15 protein-coding genes are annotated in these 15032 nt (G+C 71.1%); 6 read left to right on the forward strand and 9 right to left on the reverse strand.

Annotated elements, in window-relative coordinates; translation table 11 throughout:
- Positions 1 to 54: 54 nt before the first annotated feature.
- Positions 55 to 1035 (reverse strand): ABC transporter substrate-binding protein, encoded by a 981-nt coding sequence (locus tag FHR36_RS23655; protein WP_253800172.1) that lies wholly within the window; start codon positions 1033 to 1035, stop codon positions 55 to 57.
- 243 nt (positions 1036 to 1278) lie between these two features.
- Entirely contained in the window at positions 1279 to 1899 is a 621-nt protein-coding gene (locus tag FHR36_RS23660; protein ID WP_308199628.1) for a substrate-binding domain-containing protein, read from the reverse strand.
- An 84-nt stretch (positions 1900 to 1983) separates the two neighbouring features.
- On the opposite strand from FHR36_RS23660, the gene FHR36_RS23665 reads away from it, so the two are divergent.
- The 4 genes from FHR36_RS23665 to aspA all read left to right on the forward strand — a co-directional run bounded on the left by FHR36_RS23665 (position 1984) and on the right by aspA (position 6807).
- Positions 1984 to 2661 carry a FadR/GntR family transcriptional regulator gene (locus FHR36_RS23665; RefSeq protein ID WP_253800174.1) on the forward strand — a complete coding sequence of 226 codons (678 nt, stop codon included), beginning with the start codon at positions 1984 to 1986 and terminating at the stop codon, positions 2659 to 2661.
- Positions 2658 to 4136, forward strand: a complete 1479-nt coding sequence (locus tag FHR36_RS23670; protein WP_253800175.1) for an amino acid permease — start codon at positions 2658 to 2660, stop codon at positions 4134 to 4136. Before FHR36_RS23665 ends, FHR36_RS23670 begins: the two co-directional genes overlap by 4 nt.
- A gap of 107 nt (positions 4137 to 4243) precedes the next feature.
- Positions 4244 to 5260: an asparaginase gene (locus tag FHR36_RS23675; RefSeq protein ID WP_253800176.1), complete on the forward strand. Its 1017-nt coding sequence runs from the start codon at positions 4244 to 4246 to the stop codon at positions 5258 to 5260.
- Positions 5261 to 5397: 137 nt separating this feature from the next.
- Positions 5398 to 6807 carry an aspartate ammonia-lyase gene (aspA, locus tag FHR36_RS23680; RefSeq protein WP_253800177.1) on the forward strand — a complete coding sequence of 470 codons (1410 nt, stop codon included), beginning with the start codon at positions 5398 to 5400 and terminating at the stop codon, positions 6805 to 6807.
- A gap of 134 nt (positions 6808 to 6941) precedes the next feature.
- On the opposite strand, the gene FHR36_RS23685 is transcribed toward aspA, so the two are convergent.
- From FHR36_RS23685 to FHR36_RS23695, 3 genes are all read right to left on the reverse strand, one after another.
- On the reverse strand, positions 6942 to 8495 hold the full coding sequence (locus tag FHR36_RS23685) for an alpha-L-arabinofuranosidase B (protein WP_253800178.1): 1554 nt from the start codon (positions 8493 to 8495) through the stop codon (positions 6942 to 6944).
- A 572-nt stretch (positions 8496 to 9067) separates the two neighbouring features.
- Entirely contained in the window at positions 9068 to 9196 is a 129-nt protein-coding gene (locus FHR36_RS39485; RefSeq protein WP_301330532.1) for a hypothetical protein, read from the reverse strand.
- A gap of 287 nt (positions 9197 to 9483) precedes the next feature.
- Positions 9484 to 10341 carry an alpha/beta fold hydrolase gene (locus FHR36_RS23695; RefSeq protein WP_253800179.1) on the reverse strand — a complete coding sequence of 286 codons (858 nt, stop codon included), beginning with the start codon at positions 10339 to 10341 and terminating at the stop codon, positions 9484 to 9486.
- A 100-nt stretch (positions 10342 to 10441) separates the two neighbouring features.
- On the opposite strand from FHR36_RS23695, the gene FHR36_RS23700 reads away from it, so the two are divergent.
- Entirely contained in the window at positions 10442 to 10852 is a 411-nt protein-coding gene (locus FHR36_RS23700) for a winged helix-turn-helix transcriptional regulator (RefSeq protein WP_253800180.1), read from the forward strand.
- Positions 10853 to 10865: 13 nt separating this feature from the next.
- The gene (locus FHR36_RS23705; RefSeq protein WP_253800181.1) at positions 10866 to 11039 is read left to right on the forward strand and encodes a DUF2333 family protein; all 174 of its coding nucleotides are present in this window, start codon (positions 10866 to 10868) and stop codon (positions 11037 to 11039) included.
- Between the two features lie 42 nt (positions 11040 to 11081).
- Here FHR36_RS23705 and FHR36_RS23710 read toward each other — a convergent pair whose 3' ends face one another.
- From FHR36_RS23710 to FHR36_RS23725, 4 genes are all read right to left on the reverse strand, one after another.
- Positions 11082 to 11654 carry a sigma-70 family RNA polymerase sigma factor gene (locus FHR36_RS23710; protein ID WP_253800182.1) on the reverse strand — a complete coding sequence of 191 codons (573 nt, stop codon included), beginning with the start codon at positions 11652 to 11654 and terminating at the stop codon, positions 11082 to 11084.
- Positions 11655 to 12127: 473 nt separating this feature from the next.
- Positions 12128 to 12886, reverse strand: a complete 759-nt coding sequence (locus FHR36_RS23715) for an anti-sigma factor family protein (protein ID WP_253800183.1) — start codon at positions 12884 to 12886, stop codon at positions 12128 to 12130.
- On the reverse strand, positions 12883 to 13461 hold the full coding sequence (locus FHR36_RS23720; RefSeq protein ID WP_253800184.1) for a sigma factor-like helix-turn-helix DNA-binding protein: 579 nt from the start codon (positions 13459 to 13461) through the stop codon (positions 12883 to 12885). Before FHR36_RS23720 ends, FHR36_RS23715 begins: the two co-directional genes overlap by 4 nt.
- 279 nt (positions 13462 to 13740) lie before the next feature.
- Complete coding sequence (locus FHR36_RS23725; protein ID WP_253800185.1) at positions 13741 to 15027, reverse strand: cation:proton antiporter domain-containing protein; 1287 nt, start codon at positions 15025 to 15027, stop codon at positions 13741 to 13743.
- Positions 15028 to 15032 lie beyond the last annotated feature (5 nt).

Below are 15032 nucleotides of genomic sequence, written 5' to 3' on the forward strand. Positions count from 1 at the left end.
GGCAGCCCGGGGCGCCCGGCTCGGGGAGCCCGGCGCCGCCGGTCACCGGTCCGGTCAGTACTGGCGGGTCGGCAGAGCGGCCGCGGCCTGGTCCTGGGTGAAGACACCCTCCTGGGTCTTGATCCGGCGCGGCACCTGCTCGCCGGCCTTGACCTTCTTGACCAGGTCCATCAGCTGGTCGCCGAGGAGCGGGTTGCACTCGACATCGACGTTGATCTTGCCCTGGCTCATCGCGGTGAAGGCGTCCTTGACCCCGTCCACCGAGATGATCTTGATGTCGACGCCCGGCTTCTTGCCCGCTTCCTCGATGGCCTGGATGGCACCGAGGGCCATGTCGTCATTGTGCGCGTAGAGCACGTCGATCTTCGGCTGCGACTTCAGGAACGCCTGCATGACCTCCTTGCCCTTGGCGCGGGTGAAGTCACCGGTCTGGGACGCCACGATCTTGAACTTGGCGTCCGCCTTGATGACGTCGGTGAACCCCGACTTGCGGTCGTTGGCCGGTGCGGACCCGGTCGTGCCCTGCAGTTCCACGATGTTCACGGGGTCGGTCCTGCCCTGGTACTCCTTCACCAGCCAGTCGCCGGCCCTCTTGCCCTCCTCGACGAAGTCCGAGCCCAGGAAGGAGACGTAGAGTGAGTCGTCCTTGGAGTCCACCGCGCGGTCGGTGAGGACCACCGGGATGTGGGCATCCTTGGCCTCCTTGAGGACGGTGTCCCAGCCGGACTCGACCACCGGCGAGAAGGCGATGACGTCCACCTTCTGCTGGATGAACGAGCGGATCGCCTTGATCTGGTTCTCCTGCTTCTGCTGGGCGTCGGAGAACTTCAGGGTGATGCCGGCCTTCTTCGCCGCGTCCTGCACGGACTTGGTGTTGGCGGTGCGCCAACCACTCTCCGCACCGACCTGCGAGAAACCCACGGTGAGCTTGTGACCGGAGTCCTTGCCGTCGGCCGAGCCGCCGCCGGAACCGCAGGCGGACAGGGCGACGACCATCGCGCCGGCGACCAGGGACGCCGCGACTCTCTTGGACATCTTGGGACTTCCTCTCGGGTGGGGGCGCCGTTCCGCGGGGCGGCAGCACCCGGTTCGGCGTGGTCCGGGGCGCCGCCGCCCGCATCGGACGGACGGGAGGTAGTGCCACCGCTTCGCTCTGGAGAGATTGTTAGCGCTCACAATTCGCCGGACAAGATGCCGGTTGCGCCGTTACCCAATCTTGATCTCCGGTGGCCGGCCCGTGGCCGCCGGAGCGAATCGCTTGGCAGCGCGCCGAGTTGACTACCGGCGGACGGACGGACCGGTGCTGCGGCGCAGCACCGTCTCCAGCGGGACCAGCCCCCGGCTACGGGCGTGGCCGACCCCGGCCGGCTCCTCCACCAGCAGCTCCGGGGCCCGGCGACCGAGCTCGCCGAAGTTCTGGCGCACCGTGGTCAGGGGCGGAGCGAAGTACGCGGCCTCGGGAATGTCGTCGAACCCGGCCACGCCGATGTCGCGCGGGATCGACCGGCCCGCCTCGTGGAGGACGCGCAGCAGCCCCGGCGCCATGTGGTCGTTGGCGCAGAACACGGCGGTGACGTCGCGGTCCTCGGCGATCCGCAGGCCCGCCTCGCATCCGGAGCGGGCGCTCCAGTCACCGCTCCGGACCTGGGACACCCGCGCGCCGTCCGCCTCCAGCGCCTTGCGCCGGCCCTGCTCGCGGGTCCTGGTCCCCAGCCGGCCCGACGGTCGGCCACATGGTGCACCGCGGCATGGACCCGACCGCCACCAGCGACACCGCGCTGGAGAGCGTATTTGTTCGCGATCACATGACAAGGCTCCGGTGGGGTCGGGCACGGCGCCGGCTCCGGGGCGGCGCGGTTTCCCGGCCTCCTGCCGTTCATCTCCCCGTGGTCTTGACACTACTCTCCGGTAGCCACCAGGATCACACTCGTGAACCTGTCAGACAGCCAGACAGGTGGCCCCGCTCCCCGGCGCGTCAGCGCCATGGAAGCGGTGTTCAGCCACCTCCGCGGCGCCATCGAGCGCGGCGAGTACGCCGTCGGCGACAAGCTCCCCTCCGAGGCCGAGCTGTGTCGCACCCTGGAGGTCAGCCGACCCGTCCTGCGCGAGGCCCTCCGGGCCCTGCAGACCATGGGCCTGACGGTCTCCAGGACCGGCAAGGGCACCTTCGTCCTCGCCTCCACCGTCGAGGATCCGACCTTCGGCGACTACGCGGCCAGCCACCTCCTGGAGGTGCGACGGCACATCGAGATCCCGGTTGCCGGGTACGCGGCCCTGCGCCGCACCCCGGAGGACCTCGACCACCTGGCCCACCTCCTCGACCGGATGGAACGGGAGACCGACACCACGGCGTGGGTCGCGATGGACTCTCTCTTCCACCTGACCCTGGCCGAGGCCGCCCAGAACCCGGTCTTCCGCCGGATCATCGAGGAGATCCGCGACGCGCTCGCCCGCCAGTCGACCTTCCTCAACGAACTCGGCGGCCGGCGCGAGCAGTCCAACTGCGAGCACCGCGCGATCCTCGAGGCCCTGGTGGACGGGTCCGAGCAGGACGCCATGGAGGCCATGTCCCACCACCTCCAGGTGGTCGAGACGACCCTCACCGACATCGTGCGCCCCAAGCGCACGGACACCCCCACGGAAGGCAGAGTCGAGGCGTGAGCGAACAGCTCCTCAAGGACGGGACGCACCAGCCGTCCCCCGGCCACACCGACGCCGGGGACGCGGGCTACAGCAAGTCGCTGAAGGCCCGGCACGTGAACATGATCGCCATCGGCGGCGCCATCGGCACCGGCCTCTTCCTCGGCGCCGGCGGCCGTCTCGCCGACGCCGGACCCTCACTTTTCGTGGCGTACGCCGTCTGCGGCGTCTTCGCGTTCCTGGTGGTTCGCGCGCTCGGTGAGCTCGTGCTGTACCGGCCCTCCTCCGGCGCCTTCGTGTCGTACGCCCGGGAGTTCCTGGGCGAGAAGGGCGCGTACACCGCGGGCTGGATGTACTTCCTCAACTGGGCCACCACCGGCATCGCCGACATCACCGCGGTGGCCACCTACACCCACTACTGGAGCATGTTCTCCCACGTCCCGCAGTGGGTGATCGCCCTGGTCGCCCTCGCGGTGGTGCTCACCGTCAACCTCATCTCGGTGCGGATCTTCGGCGAACTGGAGTTCTGGTTCGCCATCGTCAAGGTCGGTGCGCTGCTGGCCTTCATGGGCATCGGCGTCTTCCTGCTGGCCACCCGGCACCCGATCGACGGCGCCGTGCCCGGACCGTCCCTGATCACCGACAACGGCGGCGTCTTCCCCAACGGCCTGCTGCCGATGCTGCTGATCATCCAGGGCGTGGTCTTCGCCTACGCCTCCGTGGAGCTGGTCGGCGTCACGGCCGGTGAGACCGAGCACCCCGAGAAGGTCGTGCCCAAGGCGATCAACTCGATCATGTGGCGGGTGGGCCTGTTCTACGTCGGCTCGGTCGTCCTGCTGTCGATGCTGCTGCCGTGGAACCGGTACAGCGCGGGCCAGAGCCCGTTCGTGACGGTGCTGTCCCAGATCGGCGTTCCGGCGGCCGGCGACGTGATGAACCTGGTCGTCCTCACCGCCGCGATGTCCTCCCTCAACTCCGGCCTCTACGCGACCGGGCGCATCCTGCGCTCGATGGCCGTCAACGGCTCGGCGCCCCGGTTCACCGCCAGGATGAGCCGCACCCAGGTCCCGTACGGCGGCATCCTGCTCACCAGCGGCATCTGCGTCCTCGGCGTCGGCCTCAACTTCGTGGTCCCGGCCGACGCGTTCGAGATCGTGCTGAACTTCGCGGCGATCGGCATCCTCGCGACCTGGGGCATGATCATGGTCTGCCACCTGCTGTTCTGGCGCCGGACCCGCGCGGGCGAACTGACCCGGCCCTCCTACCGCCTGCCCGGCTCGCCCTGGACCGAACTGGTGACGCTGGCCTTCCTCGCCACCGTCCTGGTCCTCATGTACGCCGACGGCGGCGCCGGACGCACCACCGTGCTGTGCCTGCCGCTGATCGCCGGTGTGCTGGTCGCCGGCTGGTACGCGATCCGCGGCCGCCTGGCGCACGCCGCGGCTTCGCCCGTGGCCGACCCCGCCGCCGGCTCCGCGACCGAGTCCGACCGCTGAACCCGGCCGCGGCGGGCGGCACTTCGCCGGGTCGTGCGCCGTCCCCTCCGGACGGGCGGGGCACGACCGGCCGCCTCTCCCAGCGAGCCCTTACCGATCGAGGCAGTATGCGCAGCAGTCTCCTGGCGGACGCGCCCGCCGTCCGCGAACCCCTGCACTCCCCCGTCGCCCACGTGGTCCGCGAGGGACTGGTCGAGGGCGTCCACTACGGCTCCGCCGTCGTCCTCGGCGACGAGGGCGAGGTCCGGTTCCAGCTCGGCGACATCGAGGCGGCCTGCTACCCGCGCTCGGCCCTCAAGCCCGTTCAGGCCGTCGCCATGGTGCGGTGCGGACTGCCCCTCGACGGCGACCTGCTCTCCCTCGCCATGGGCAGCCACTCCGGCGAGGAACACCACCTCGCCGGGGCCCGCCGGATCCTGGAGTCGGCCGGCCTCACCGAGGACGACCTGCGCAACACCCCGGACCTGCCGTACGACCCGGCCGTCCGCGACACCTGGGTCCGTGCGGGCCGCCCGCCCTCCCGGCTCGCCCAGAACTGCTCCGGCAAGCACGCCGCGATGCTGTACCTGTGCGCGCTCAACAGCTGGCCGTTGCACACCTACCTCGACCCCGCGCACCCGCTCCAGGTCGCGATCGCCGAGACGGTCGAGGAGCTCACCGGCCAGCGGGTCGCCCGGACCACCGCGGACGGCTGCGGCGCCCCGCTGTTCGCCGTCTCCCTGCACGGCCTCGCCCGGGCCGCCGCCCGGATCGCCACCGGCGCGCCGGGCACGCCCGAGCGGCGGGTCGCCGAAGCGCTGCGCGGCCATCCGGAGATGGCTTCCGGCACGGGCCGCGACGTCGCCGCACTGATGCGTGCGGTGCCCGGCCTGATCGCCAAGGACGGCTTCGAAGGCGTCCAGACCGCCGCGCTGCCCGACGGGCGCGCCGTCGCCGTCAAGATCGCCGACGGCGCGAACCGCGCGCGCGTCCCGGTCGCGGCAGCCGCCCTGGCCCGGGCCGGTGTCGATCCCGTGCTGCTCGGCCCTTTCACGGGCGAGCCCGTCCTCGGCGGCGGCCGGCCCGTCGGGAGCATCCGACCGGTGGACGCGCTGGCCCGTCCGGCCGTTCTCCCCGCGGCCTGACGCGCCGCCGGCACCGCCCGTCCCCCACCGCCCCGTCGCCCGCACGTCCCGGCGCGGCACCGACCGTCCTGCCCCCTCCCAGCTGCCCGGGCCGCCGCAGCCCGGACCACCCCCGTCAGGAAGAGGACCCGCACACGATGACCACCGCCACCCGCAGCGAACACGACCTGCTCGGCGACCGGGACGTCCCCGCCGACGCCTACTGGGGCGTCCACACCCTGCGTGCCACCGAGAACTTCCCCATCACCGGCACGCCGATCTCCGCCTACCCGCACCTCATCGACGCCCTGGCCGCCGTCAAGGAGGCCGCCGCCCTCGCCAACGAGGAACTCGGCCTGCTGACCCCCGAGAAGGCGGCCGCGATCACCGCCGCCTGCCAGGAGATCCGATCCGGCCGACTGCACGAGCAGTTCGTGGTCGACGTCATCCAGGGCGGCGCCGGCACCTCGACCAACATGAACGCCAACGAGGTGATCGCCAACCGGGCGCTGGAGCTACTGGGCCACGCCAAGGGCGAGTACCGACACCTGCACCCCAACGAGGACGTCAACCTCGGTCAGTCCACCAACGACGTCTACCCGACCGCGGTCAGGGTCGCGACCGTCCTCGCGGTCCGCGGCCTGCTCGACGCAATGGCCGTCCTCCAGGAGGCCTTCGCCCGCAAGGCCGTCGAGTTCCGCGACGTGCTGAAGATGGGCCGCACCCAGCTGCAGGACGCCGTGCCGATGACGCTCGGCCAGGAGTTCTCCGCGTTCGCCGTCATGCTGGACGAGGACCGCAGCCGCCTCGCGGAGGCCGTCGAGCTGATCCACGAGATCAACCTCGGCGCGACCGCGATCGGCACCGGTCTCAACGCCCCCGCCGGATACGCCGAGTCCGCCCGTCGCCACCTCTCCGCCATCACCGGCCTGCCCCTGGTCACCGCCGCCAACCTGGTGGAGGCCACCCAGGACTGCGGCGCCTTCGTCCAGATGTCCGGCGTGCTCAAGCGGATCGCCGTCAAGCTGTCCAAGACCTGCAACGACCTGCGCCTGCTCTCCTCCGGGCCCCGGGCCGGTCTCGGAGAGATCAACCTGCCGCCGGTGCAGGCGGGTTCGAGCATCATGCCGGGCAAGGTCAACCCGGTGATCCCCGAAGTGGTCAACCAGGTCGCCTTCGAGGTGATCGGCAACGACATCGCCGTCACCATGGCCGCAGAGGCCGGGCAGCTCCAGCTCAACGCCTTCGAGCCGATCATCCTGCACTCCCTGTCGGAGTCGGTCACGCACCTTCGGGCGGCCTGCCTCACCCTCGCCGAACGCTGCGTGGCCGGCATCACCGCCAATACCGAGGTGCTGCGCGCCACAGTGGAGAACTCCATCGGCCTGGTGACCGCACTCAACCCGCACATCGGGTACACGGCCGCCACCGACATCGCCAAGGAGGCCCTGGTCAGCGGCCGCGGCGTGGCCGAACTGGTCCTGGAGCGCGGTCTGCTGCCGGCCGAGCGGCTCGCGGCGTTGCTGCGTCCCGAGGTCATTGCCGGCAGCGGCGTGCCGGTGGCCTGACGGCGCCGCGACGGGCCACCAGGACGGTGCCCCGCCGCGGGCCCGGAGCTTCACCGCCACCACCCGCGGTGGGGGCGGAACCCGCCGGTTCCGCCCCCACCTGCCTCATGGCCCGGGCTGCCGGACGGGTCGGGTCATCCCCAGGGCTGGGCCACCAGCCAGCTGCTGTCGGCAGCCCAACTCGTGCTGGTGTCCCAGGCGTTGGAGCCGCCGTTGGAGGCGATGTAGGTCCCGAAGTTGTAATGGCGCAGGTACTTCGAGGGGTAGTTGATCGACTGGAAGGAGGTGCCCGTCCCGCTGTTGCCGGCGGTCGGGCAGAAGGTGGCGTCCTGGGCGAACAGGCTTCCTCCGTCGTCCACGCCGAGGCGGAGCTCGAAGTTGTAGTGCCGGAGGAACCGGCCCGGCTTGTCGACTGATTCGAAGGTGAGGCAGGAGCTGTTCGCCAGCCCGGCGCGGACGGTCCAGGTGGCGTCGGCCTTGAGGGCTGACGGGCTGGAGGAGGTGACGGCCGAGATGCCGACCTTGTCGTCCGCGTCGTCGTGGGTGAGGTAGTCGCCGGTGCAGCAGGGGGTGGTGGCGCGCAGCGACACGTGCGAGCCCGGGGTCAGCGTGCCGGTGCCGGTGGCGGCGCTGCTGTAGCCGGCGGCGGCGATGTTGGCCTGGACGGCGTTCTCGGTGGCGTCCGAGGGGTAGCCGGACGTCATCACGCCCTCGTAGAACGTGCCCATGGCGCCCTTGCTGTTGTCGCCGCCGATGCCGAGGATGATCGCGCCCTCCTTGTGCATCGGGTTGTAGCCGGAGGCGTTGGGCCTGACGCCGTTGTAGTACGTCGACAGACCGTCCGCCTGGGCGTCGCCCGCGCGGATCGCCCACTGGTTCGGCGCGCCTTTGACGATCGCGGTCAGGAAGCGGTTGGAGACGCTCGGGTCGTTGGCGTTGTAGCCCGTGTTCACCCCGGAGAACAGGCCGTTCTCCAGGTCCGCCATCACCCACGGCCCGGGCCCGGAACCGTACCCCCAGACCTTGATGTTGCCGAAGTAGATGGCCTCCATGTGGCCGTTGCCGGTGTCGTTGCTGCTGGTCTCGGCGTTGCCGTAGTCAAAGCAGCAACCGCCGTTGTCGTGCGTGCCGTCCAGGACCGCGTACATGCCCTCGGGCTGGTCCCCGACGGCGATGCCGCTGGTGTGGTTGTTGCGGTAGCCGGTACCGGGGGCGATGTAGACCCCGTACGCCTTGTGGCCGCCCACGGTGACCGGGGCCTCGACCGCGTTGGCGAGGTTGTCGGGGCCGCCGGCCGCCCCGCCGGCGGGCGCCTGGGTGAGGTGGTTGCCCCTGCCCGACTGGTCGTAGATGACCGCGATCAGGCAGCTGGTGCCGGCACAGAAGGCGTCCTGCGCGGCGGCGTTGGCGTATCCGCCGGCGCCGAGGACGCCGATGTCCTTCACGGCGCCGTCCGTGGCGCGCTTGATCTGGTAGAGCGCGCCTGCGTAGGCGCCGTAGAGGGCGCGCGTAGTGCTGTGCGCAGCCACGCAGGGCGTGCCGCCCGAGGCGTAGATGTCGCACGGCCCCTGGGTGGCCGCCTGCGAGGTGGCGGCCGTACCGGTGAGTACACCGGCGGTGAGGGCGGCCGTCGTCCCGACCGCAAGAACGGTCCGCCGGGCACGGCGGATCAACCGATGGAAGGTCATGGAAGCTCCTGCACGGGTGGGGGAGAGAGCTATGTGAGCGCTAACAATCTGCGGAGCGAGCCTGGGCAGGGCAAGGCCTTGCGAGAGGCGACCAGCTCACGTCAACCGGCACTCACTATCGCCACTCCCCTGACGTGGCGTCAAGACGTCGGGATCCTCAACTACGGCCTGGCGTCAGGCCACTGGACACCCGCGAGGCGTCGGGTCCGGGACCGGACCTGGTGCAACCCGCGCTTCATCGAGGTCGACCGCCTGCTGCACGACTTCCGCGCGAACCACCGTGGGGACGACAACGCCACACCCAACCACCTCTGGCACGTCCTCTGCCCGGGTGGCCGACGGATCGCCCGCGCCGAAACTCCGAACTCGACGGCAACCTTTTCGCCCTCGGCGGCCACTGGGCACTCGGGCCGACAACGAGCTCGCACGGGGAGACCGGCCGAAGGCGGTCACGGCCTGGCACGAAGCGGAGACCATGCTCACCCGGCTGGGCCACCCGGACAAGGACCACGTGCGACGGCGTCTCGCCTCCGCCGAGACGGGGAACGACCGCTGACCATCACGCGACGCGTTCACCGGTGCTCCGGATTCTCGACGTCGAAGCGGCAGCCGGCGTCCCACTCGGAGCGCTGGTTGCCGTACGCCCGGATGCCGCCGGCGTCCTTGAGCATGCGCGCCGGGTGAAGCTGGTTCCAGGTCATGCCGATCGGTTCGGACGCCCCACTCGGCCGACATCGGCGCGCCTTACCAGGGCAGCGGCCCGCCAACCCGGAAGAAGCCTCCGGTGGAGCCGGAGTCCGGCAGTGTCGCGGCCCAGAGCACGTTGGCGGCGCCCGCCTCGACCGGTCCGCCGCCCGGGCGCCCATGTCGGTGGCGACCCACCCGCGGCAGACGGCGTTGACAACCTGGAGTTGTCCCGGGTCCTGGACAACTCACCGCTGGGACGAACGCCCGAACCGCCGACCGTGATTCTTCGACCCCCTTCCGGTCACTTCGGCAGATCGGCGGACAGGAAGGGAGCAAGGAGCGCGAACAATGCGTCGGGGCGGTCGAGGGGAATGATGTGGCCGCAGTCCTGGAGATGGTGTCCGACCAGGTCATCGGCGATGGGACGGAGTTGGCGTTCGAGCCCGGTGCCGACCGGGTGAGAGCCGACGGCCATGGTGGGCATGGTCAGCCGAGCCGTCGCGACGGCGTCCTGGATCTGCTGCGCGCTGGTGGGCAGGGCCCGGTAGTAGGAGAACGCGCAGCGAAGGGCCTCGCTCCCGGTGTACGCGTGAACGAAGGCCGCACGGACATCGTCGGGTACTCCTCGTCCGAGCGTCCCCGAGTCGAGAAACCAGTCGACGTACGGGGCCTCGTTGCCGGCCAGGACGGTCTCGGCGAGGCCGGGGACAGCATGGAAGCCGAACCACCACGGGGCGCCGCCCGCGACGACGTGTTCGACTCCGGACAGGCGGCCGAGCAGTGCCTCCATGACGACCAGGCGCCGCACGAAGCCGGGCCGGCGCAGCGCGAGCAGGACAGCGGGGGCGGTGCCCGCATCGATGCCGACCACCGCTGCCGAGGGCTCGCCGAGTGCGTCGAGCAGCCCTTCGGCGTCGGCGGCCAGAGTGCCTGCGTCGTAACCCTCGACGGCACGTGCACTGGCACCGAAGCCTCGCAGGTCAGGGGCGATGACCCGGTACCGTCCGGCCAGTCGGTCCATGAGGCCGCTCCAGAGTTGCCAGGTGTGCGGGAAGCCGTGCAGCAGGAGAACCGCGGGTCCGTCCCCGGCGATTGCGACGTTGAGTTCGACGCCGTTCGTCGCGATGCGGCGCAGTTGGTGTGCGGTGGTGACAGACATGACGGCTCCCCCGACTGGTTACCATTGGTGACCACAGAACGATAGGTAACTGTCCGATCGCTTCCTAGACGGCACTTTCAGGGAAGGTGGTGAGCCACAGGTGACCACCCGAGGAGCCCGGGCCGCCGGTCATGGGGCACGCGGCGATCTGTTCGATCCGCACTGCCCAACGCGGCAGTTGCTTGATCGCATCGGTACGAAGTGGACGTCCATGGCCGTCAAGACGCTCGCCGATGCCGCACCGGACGAGGTGCGCTTCGCAGAGCTGAGACGCCGGATGCCCGGCGTCTCGCAGAAGATGCTGTCCGTGACGCTGCGCAGCCTGACCCGCGACGGGCTGGTGTCGCGTCGGGTCGAACCGACCGTGCCGCCACGGGTCTTCTACCGACTCACCGGACTCGGGCTGTCCCTGGAAGCCGCGCTTGCAGGGCTGCGGACCTGGGCGGAGGAGCACATGGCCGAGATCGACCGCGCCAACGAAGCCATCGGCCAGGAGGTCGACGAGGGATAGGGAAGCCGGTTCCGTGCTCAGTACTGGTTGGCTTGGGTACTCGATGCAGCCGGCGCCGTACCGCGTCGCCCACCGCACCTTCGGCGAGCACTTCACCCCCCCCGACACACACGCCGCCATCACCGCCGCTCTGGCCCGCCATGCCTGCCACACCATCGAAACCCTGCTGGATGAACCCGGCACGTAGAGGGGATGCAGGTCTGGTCGATCTCTTTCGCGCTGCTCTCCGTCAGGGCAGCAGGCCGTGCTCGCTCAACGCCAGGCGCAGCGCCCGGATGGCGTAGAAGCAGCGGGACTTGGCGGTGCCCTCGGGCAGGCCGAGCACCTCGGCGGCCTCGGCGAGCGAACGGTGGTTGAAGTAGACCTCGGTGATCACCGTCCGGTGCGCGTCACTGAGTGAGGACAGTGCCTGGCGGACCGACCAGTTGTTCAGCAGACGGTCGATGTCGCTGCCGAGTTCCGACTCGCGGGCGAACACCGTCAGGTCCGTTGTGCCCACCTCGGCGGGGCGGCTGCTTCGCGCCCGCAGGTGGTCGATGAGCAGGTTCCGGGCCACCCGGTAGAGCCAAGGCAGCGGCGTGCCCTGCTTGGCGGCGAGGATCTCCGGGTGGTGCCAGGCCCGGACGAAGGCCTCCTGGGTGAGGTCCTCGGCCAGCTGGGGGTCGCCGAAGGTGCGCTTGGCGAGGTAGCCGTGCACGGCCCGGTGGTGCGCGGTGACCAGCCGGGTGAAGTCGGCCGTGGTCATTCGTGGCGTGGCCGCGGCCTCGGCCTGGCGAGTGGCATCAGGGGCGAGCTCGGTCATGGCGGTCCTTCGAACAGGGACTGGTCGCCCCGGTCGGGGCTCGACGATCCGAGGTTCGTGGCCCGCCACCGCGGGGACATCCGCCAACTGCCGCCGACGTTCCGGGCACCGGCGGTGCCCGGCCCGCGCCGCGCCGCTCGTCGTGGCATTCGTGGCCGCGAAGTCGACGGCGAACAGTCGAGCAGCCCGTCCGGTGCAGCTGCTCCGCCGTCCCGCTGGCACGCCGCTGACCTGCGATTCCGTGCCAGTTGGCGGAGGTGGGGGTCCGCCGAGCGGGCGCACTGATGCACCCGCCGTTCCCGGAGTTCAGTGGGCCGTGTGAGGCGAAGCACAGGCCTGGGTGGTGAACTGCGAGGCCGGCACGCTCGTCAAGCTCGTCGCCCGGGTCCCCGCCGAGCGGATCGAGGCGTCGGACCGTTGTGAGCGGCGACGGCGCAGGCCCACTCGGAATGACCGGGCCCGCTCCGGGACTCTCACCGGACGGGGATCGACAGCAGCTGCCGCCCGTTCGCCGTCCGCACCTCGAAGTGGTCGAGCTGCCCGTGGCTCCACGAGGTTCCGCCGTGCACCACGAGGGTGTCCGGGTGGCCGGGCACGCCGTAGCCGGAGGGAGGCACGGACCAGCTGGTCACCGTCTCCCGCCCGCCGTCCTTCGACACCGCGACCAGCGAGCAGGTGAGCGGGCCGCCGACCCCGCCCAGCCCGAGGGCGACATGCGTGCCCCAGGCCTTGTCCTCCAGCCCCACCGAACCGGAAACCCCTGTGGAGGGGTCGGCGGCCCGATGCAGCTCACCGGTCGTCATCAGCATCACTGCGGGACTCGGGGTGGAACCGGTCGCGGGCAAGGCTTCCACGCTGCCGGTTCCCGCGCGCAGTACGACCACCGGCAGTGCGAAGACCAACGCGGCAGTTGCGGCGATCACCGCCGCGACCCGCCAGGCGCGGCGGTGCCGCTCCCGGGCCAGGTCGGCCAGCAACTCGGTGAGCAGGTCATCGTCGGGGACCGCGGGCGATGCCGTGGGCAGGGCCGACGCGTCGTCGCGATCTTTCCCGGGCTCGACCGGCTGCCCGACCAGCGGGAGCAGCAGGTCCCGGACCTTCTTGAATGCGTCGGCCTCGCCCAGGCAGTAGTCGCAGGTCAGCAGGTGCTCCTCGAACCGGTCCGTCTCCGCGGCGTCCAGTCCGCCGAGCACGTAGACGCCGAGCTCGGCGCAGGCGGCATTCCGGTTCACGCCGACTCCTGTTCTTCGAGGGCGAGCACGAGACGGTGGAGCCCGTAGAAGACGCGGGTCTTCACCGCCTGCGGTGGCAGGCCGAGCAGCTCCGCGGCCTGGTGAGCGGTCCGGCCCCTCAGGAACGACTCGGTGATCGCCTCCCGGTGCTCCGCGGGCAACGCGGCCAGGGCCTCGGCGATGAGCTCCGGCCGCGGCGTTCGGGTGAGGGGCACGGTCGGCCCGGCGGCGAGACCCGGACGGGACGACGTCGACGCCGTGCGGCCGGTCTCGAGGGGTTCGGCCCGAGCGGCCGGGGCCGCGGGCGGGCGGCGCCGCCGCCGCCGCGGAAGCTTCCACCGCGAGTCGACGGCCGGGACCGCCAGCCGGCCGACCTCCGCGGCCAGCAGGTCGCCGACCTCGCGGTCCTGCGCCATCGCGGGGCGGCGGACGACCGCCAACAGCGCGCGGCGCAGCAGTTCCGCCGCCCGCGACGGGTCGCCGGCGGCCGCAGCCAGGGCATGTGGGTAGACGGTACCGGCGTGTCGGGCGTACAGCACCTGCGCCAGCCGGCGCTCGTTCGGACGGTTCGTCAATCTGCTGGTCCTCATGCTCGCGGGCCCGGCCGCCGTCGGCAGCGGCCGGGCACTGGTGCATGACGGACGAGGACGGCGGCCGGTTCATCGGCAGCCGGGGATTTCGGAGCGCTGTCAACGCCTCGATCATCGGTGCGCCGTCGTGGGAGCTGGTGCCGCGTCGATCAGGCCGGACGCGGCGTCGCAACCGCAGTGCGAGGCTCCGGTCGGCGGCGACCCGGCAAGGTCACTCCGTCCACCGGAGCCTCGGTGCGGCGGCAACGGGTCGGTCCCTCGGGATCACCGGGACCGCGACATCGCGCGCCGGCTGCTCGACGCCCTGCCCGGGATTCCGTCGACCCGTTTCGGCAGGAGCGGACCGGCCATCATGGTGGTGACCAGCGCCATCACCACCATGATCGTGAACATCCGGCCGTCCAGCACCTCGAGTTCCACGCCGACCTTGAGGATGACGAGTTCGGTGAGTCCGCGGGTATTCATCAGCACCCCCACCAGGCGCGCGTCCCGCCAGCCCAGGCCCGTCATCCGCGCCGGAACGGCCGCCCCGAACAGCTTGCCGACGCACGCCACGGAGACGACGGCCGACAGTTCCAGCAATCCTCCGGCGCCCAGGTGCCTGAGGTCCACCGACAGGCCGGTGACGACGAAGAAGACCGGCAACAGCAGCGAGCCGGCTCTCTCCAGCGGCTCCCGCAGCTGCCGCATCAGGTACTCCTGCGGCTGCCTGGGCGTGATGACCCCGAAGGCGAAGGCGCCGAAGATGGCGTCGACACCGACCCACGAGGTGGCCCAGCCGCTGAGCAGGATCCCCGCGCAGATGACGGCCGGCAGTGCGGGAGCCCGCCGACCGCCGGCGGTGCTGGACACCATCCACCGGTGCAGCAGCGGACGCGCCACCAGTCCCAGGAGGGCCAGGAAGACGGCGAACCCTCCCACCGCGGACAGCAGCTCCCGCGGCTCGCTCGTGGTGGCAACGGTCGTGACCACCGCGAGCATCGACCAGGCCAGAACATCGCCGACCGCCGCGCTGGTCATGGCCAGCAGGCCCGGGCCGGTGAACTGCAGCCGGTGCTCCACCAGGATGCGCGCCAACACCGGAAAAGCGGTGATGGACATCGCGGTCCCGATGAACAGCACGAAGGGCAGTCGGCCGACCTGATGCCCGTTCACCTGGCTGTGCCCGCCGTACAGGGCTGTCGCCAGGGCCGCACCCAGCAGGAACGGCACGGCCAGCGACGACAGCGACACCGCGGCGACCGAGGTGCGCCGGGACCGGAGCGAGGGGAGGTCCAGCTCCCAGCCGACCAGGAACATGAACAGCAGCAGGCCCACTTCGGCGATGGCCGACAGCAGCGGGCGACCCGGAGCGGGGAAGATCCGCTGCGGCAGGTCACCGGGCAACAGCCCGAGCACGCTCGGGCCGAGCGCGATCCCCGCCGTGATCTCCGCGACCACCGGCGGCTGGCGCAGGCGGCGCAGCGGCCGGGCCAGGATCAGCCCGGCCGCCAGGACGAGCGCGATGTCCGCCATGACGACGGCGAGGGAGAAGTCCGGTGCATGCCTCACTGTGG

This window comes from Kitasatospora cinereorecta (assembly GCF_024172095.1).
GTDB classification, from domain to species: domain Bacteria; phylum Actinomycetota; class Actinomycetes; order Streptomycetales; family Streptomycetaceae; genus Kitasatospora; species Kitasatospora cinereorecta.

Excerpts from the sequence above, each read along its gene's own strand:
- FHR36_RS23655 (WP_253800172.1), bottom strand. The coding sequence starts at position 1,035 with ATGTCCAAGAGAGTCGCGGCGTCCCTGGTCGCCGGCGCGATGGTCGTC.
- FHR36_RS23665 (WP_253800174.1), top strand. The coding sequence starts at position 1,984 with ATGGAAGCGGTGTTCAGCCACCTCCGCGGCGCCATCGAGCGCGGCGAG.
- FHR36_RS23675 (WP_253800176.1), top strand. The coding sequence starts at position 4,244 with ATGCGCAGCAGTCTCCTGGCGGACGCGCCCGCCGTCCGCGAACCCCTG.
- aspA (WP_253800177.1), top strand. The coding sequence starts at position 5,398 with ATGACCACCGCCACCCGCAGCGAACACGACCTGCTCGGCGACCGGGAC.
- FHR36_RS23685 (WP_253800178.1), bottom strand. The coding sequence starts at position 8,495 with ATGACCTTCCATCGGTTGATCCGCCGTGCCCGGCGGACCGTTCTTGCG.
- FHR36_RS39485 (WP_301330532.1), bottom strand. The coding sequence starts at position 9,196 with ATGACCTGGAACCAGCTTCACCCGGCGCGCATGCTCAAGGACGCCGGC.
- FHR36_RS23695 (WP_253800179.1), bottom strand. The coding sequence starts at position 10,341 with ATGTCTGTCACCACCGCACACCAACTGCGCCGCATCGCGACGAACGGC.
- FHR36_RS23710 (WP_253800182.1), bottom strand. The coding sequence starts at position 11,654 with ATGACCGAGCTCGCCCCTGATGCCACTCGCCAGGCCGAGGCCGCGGCC.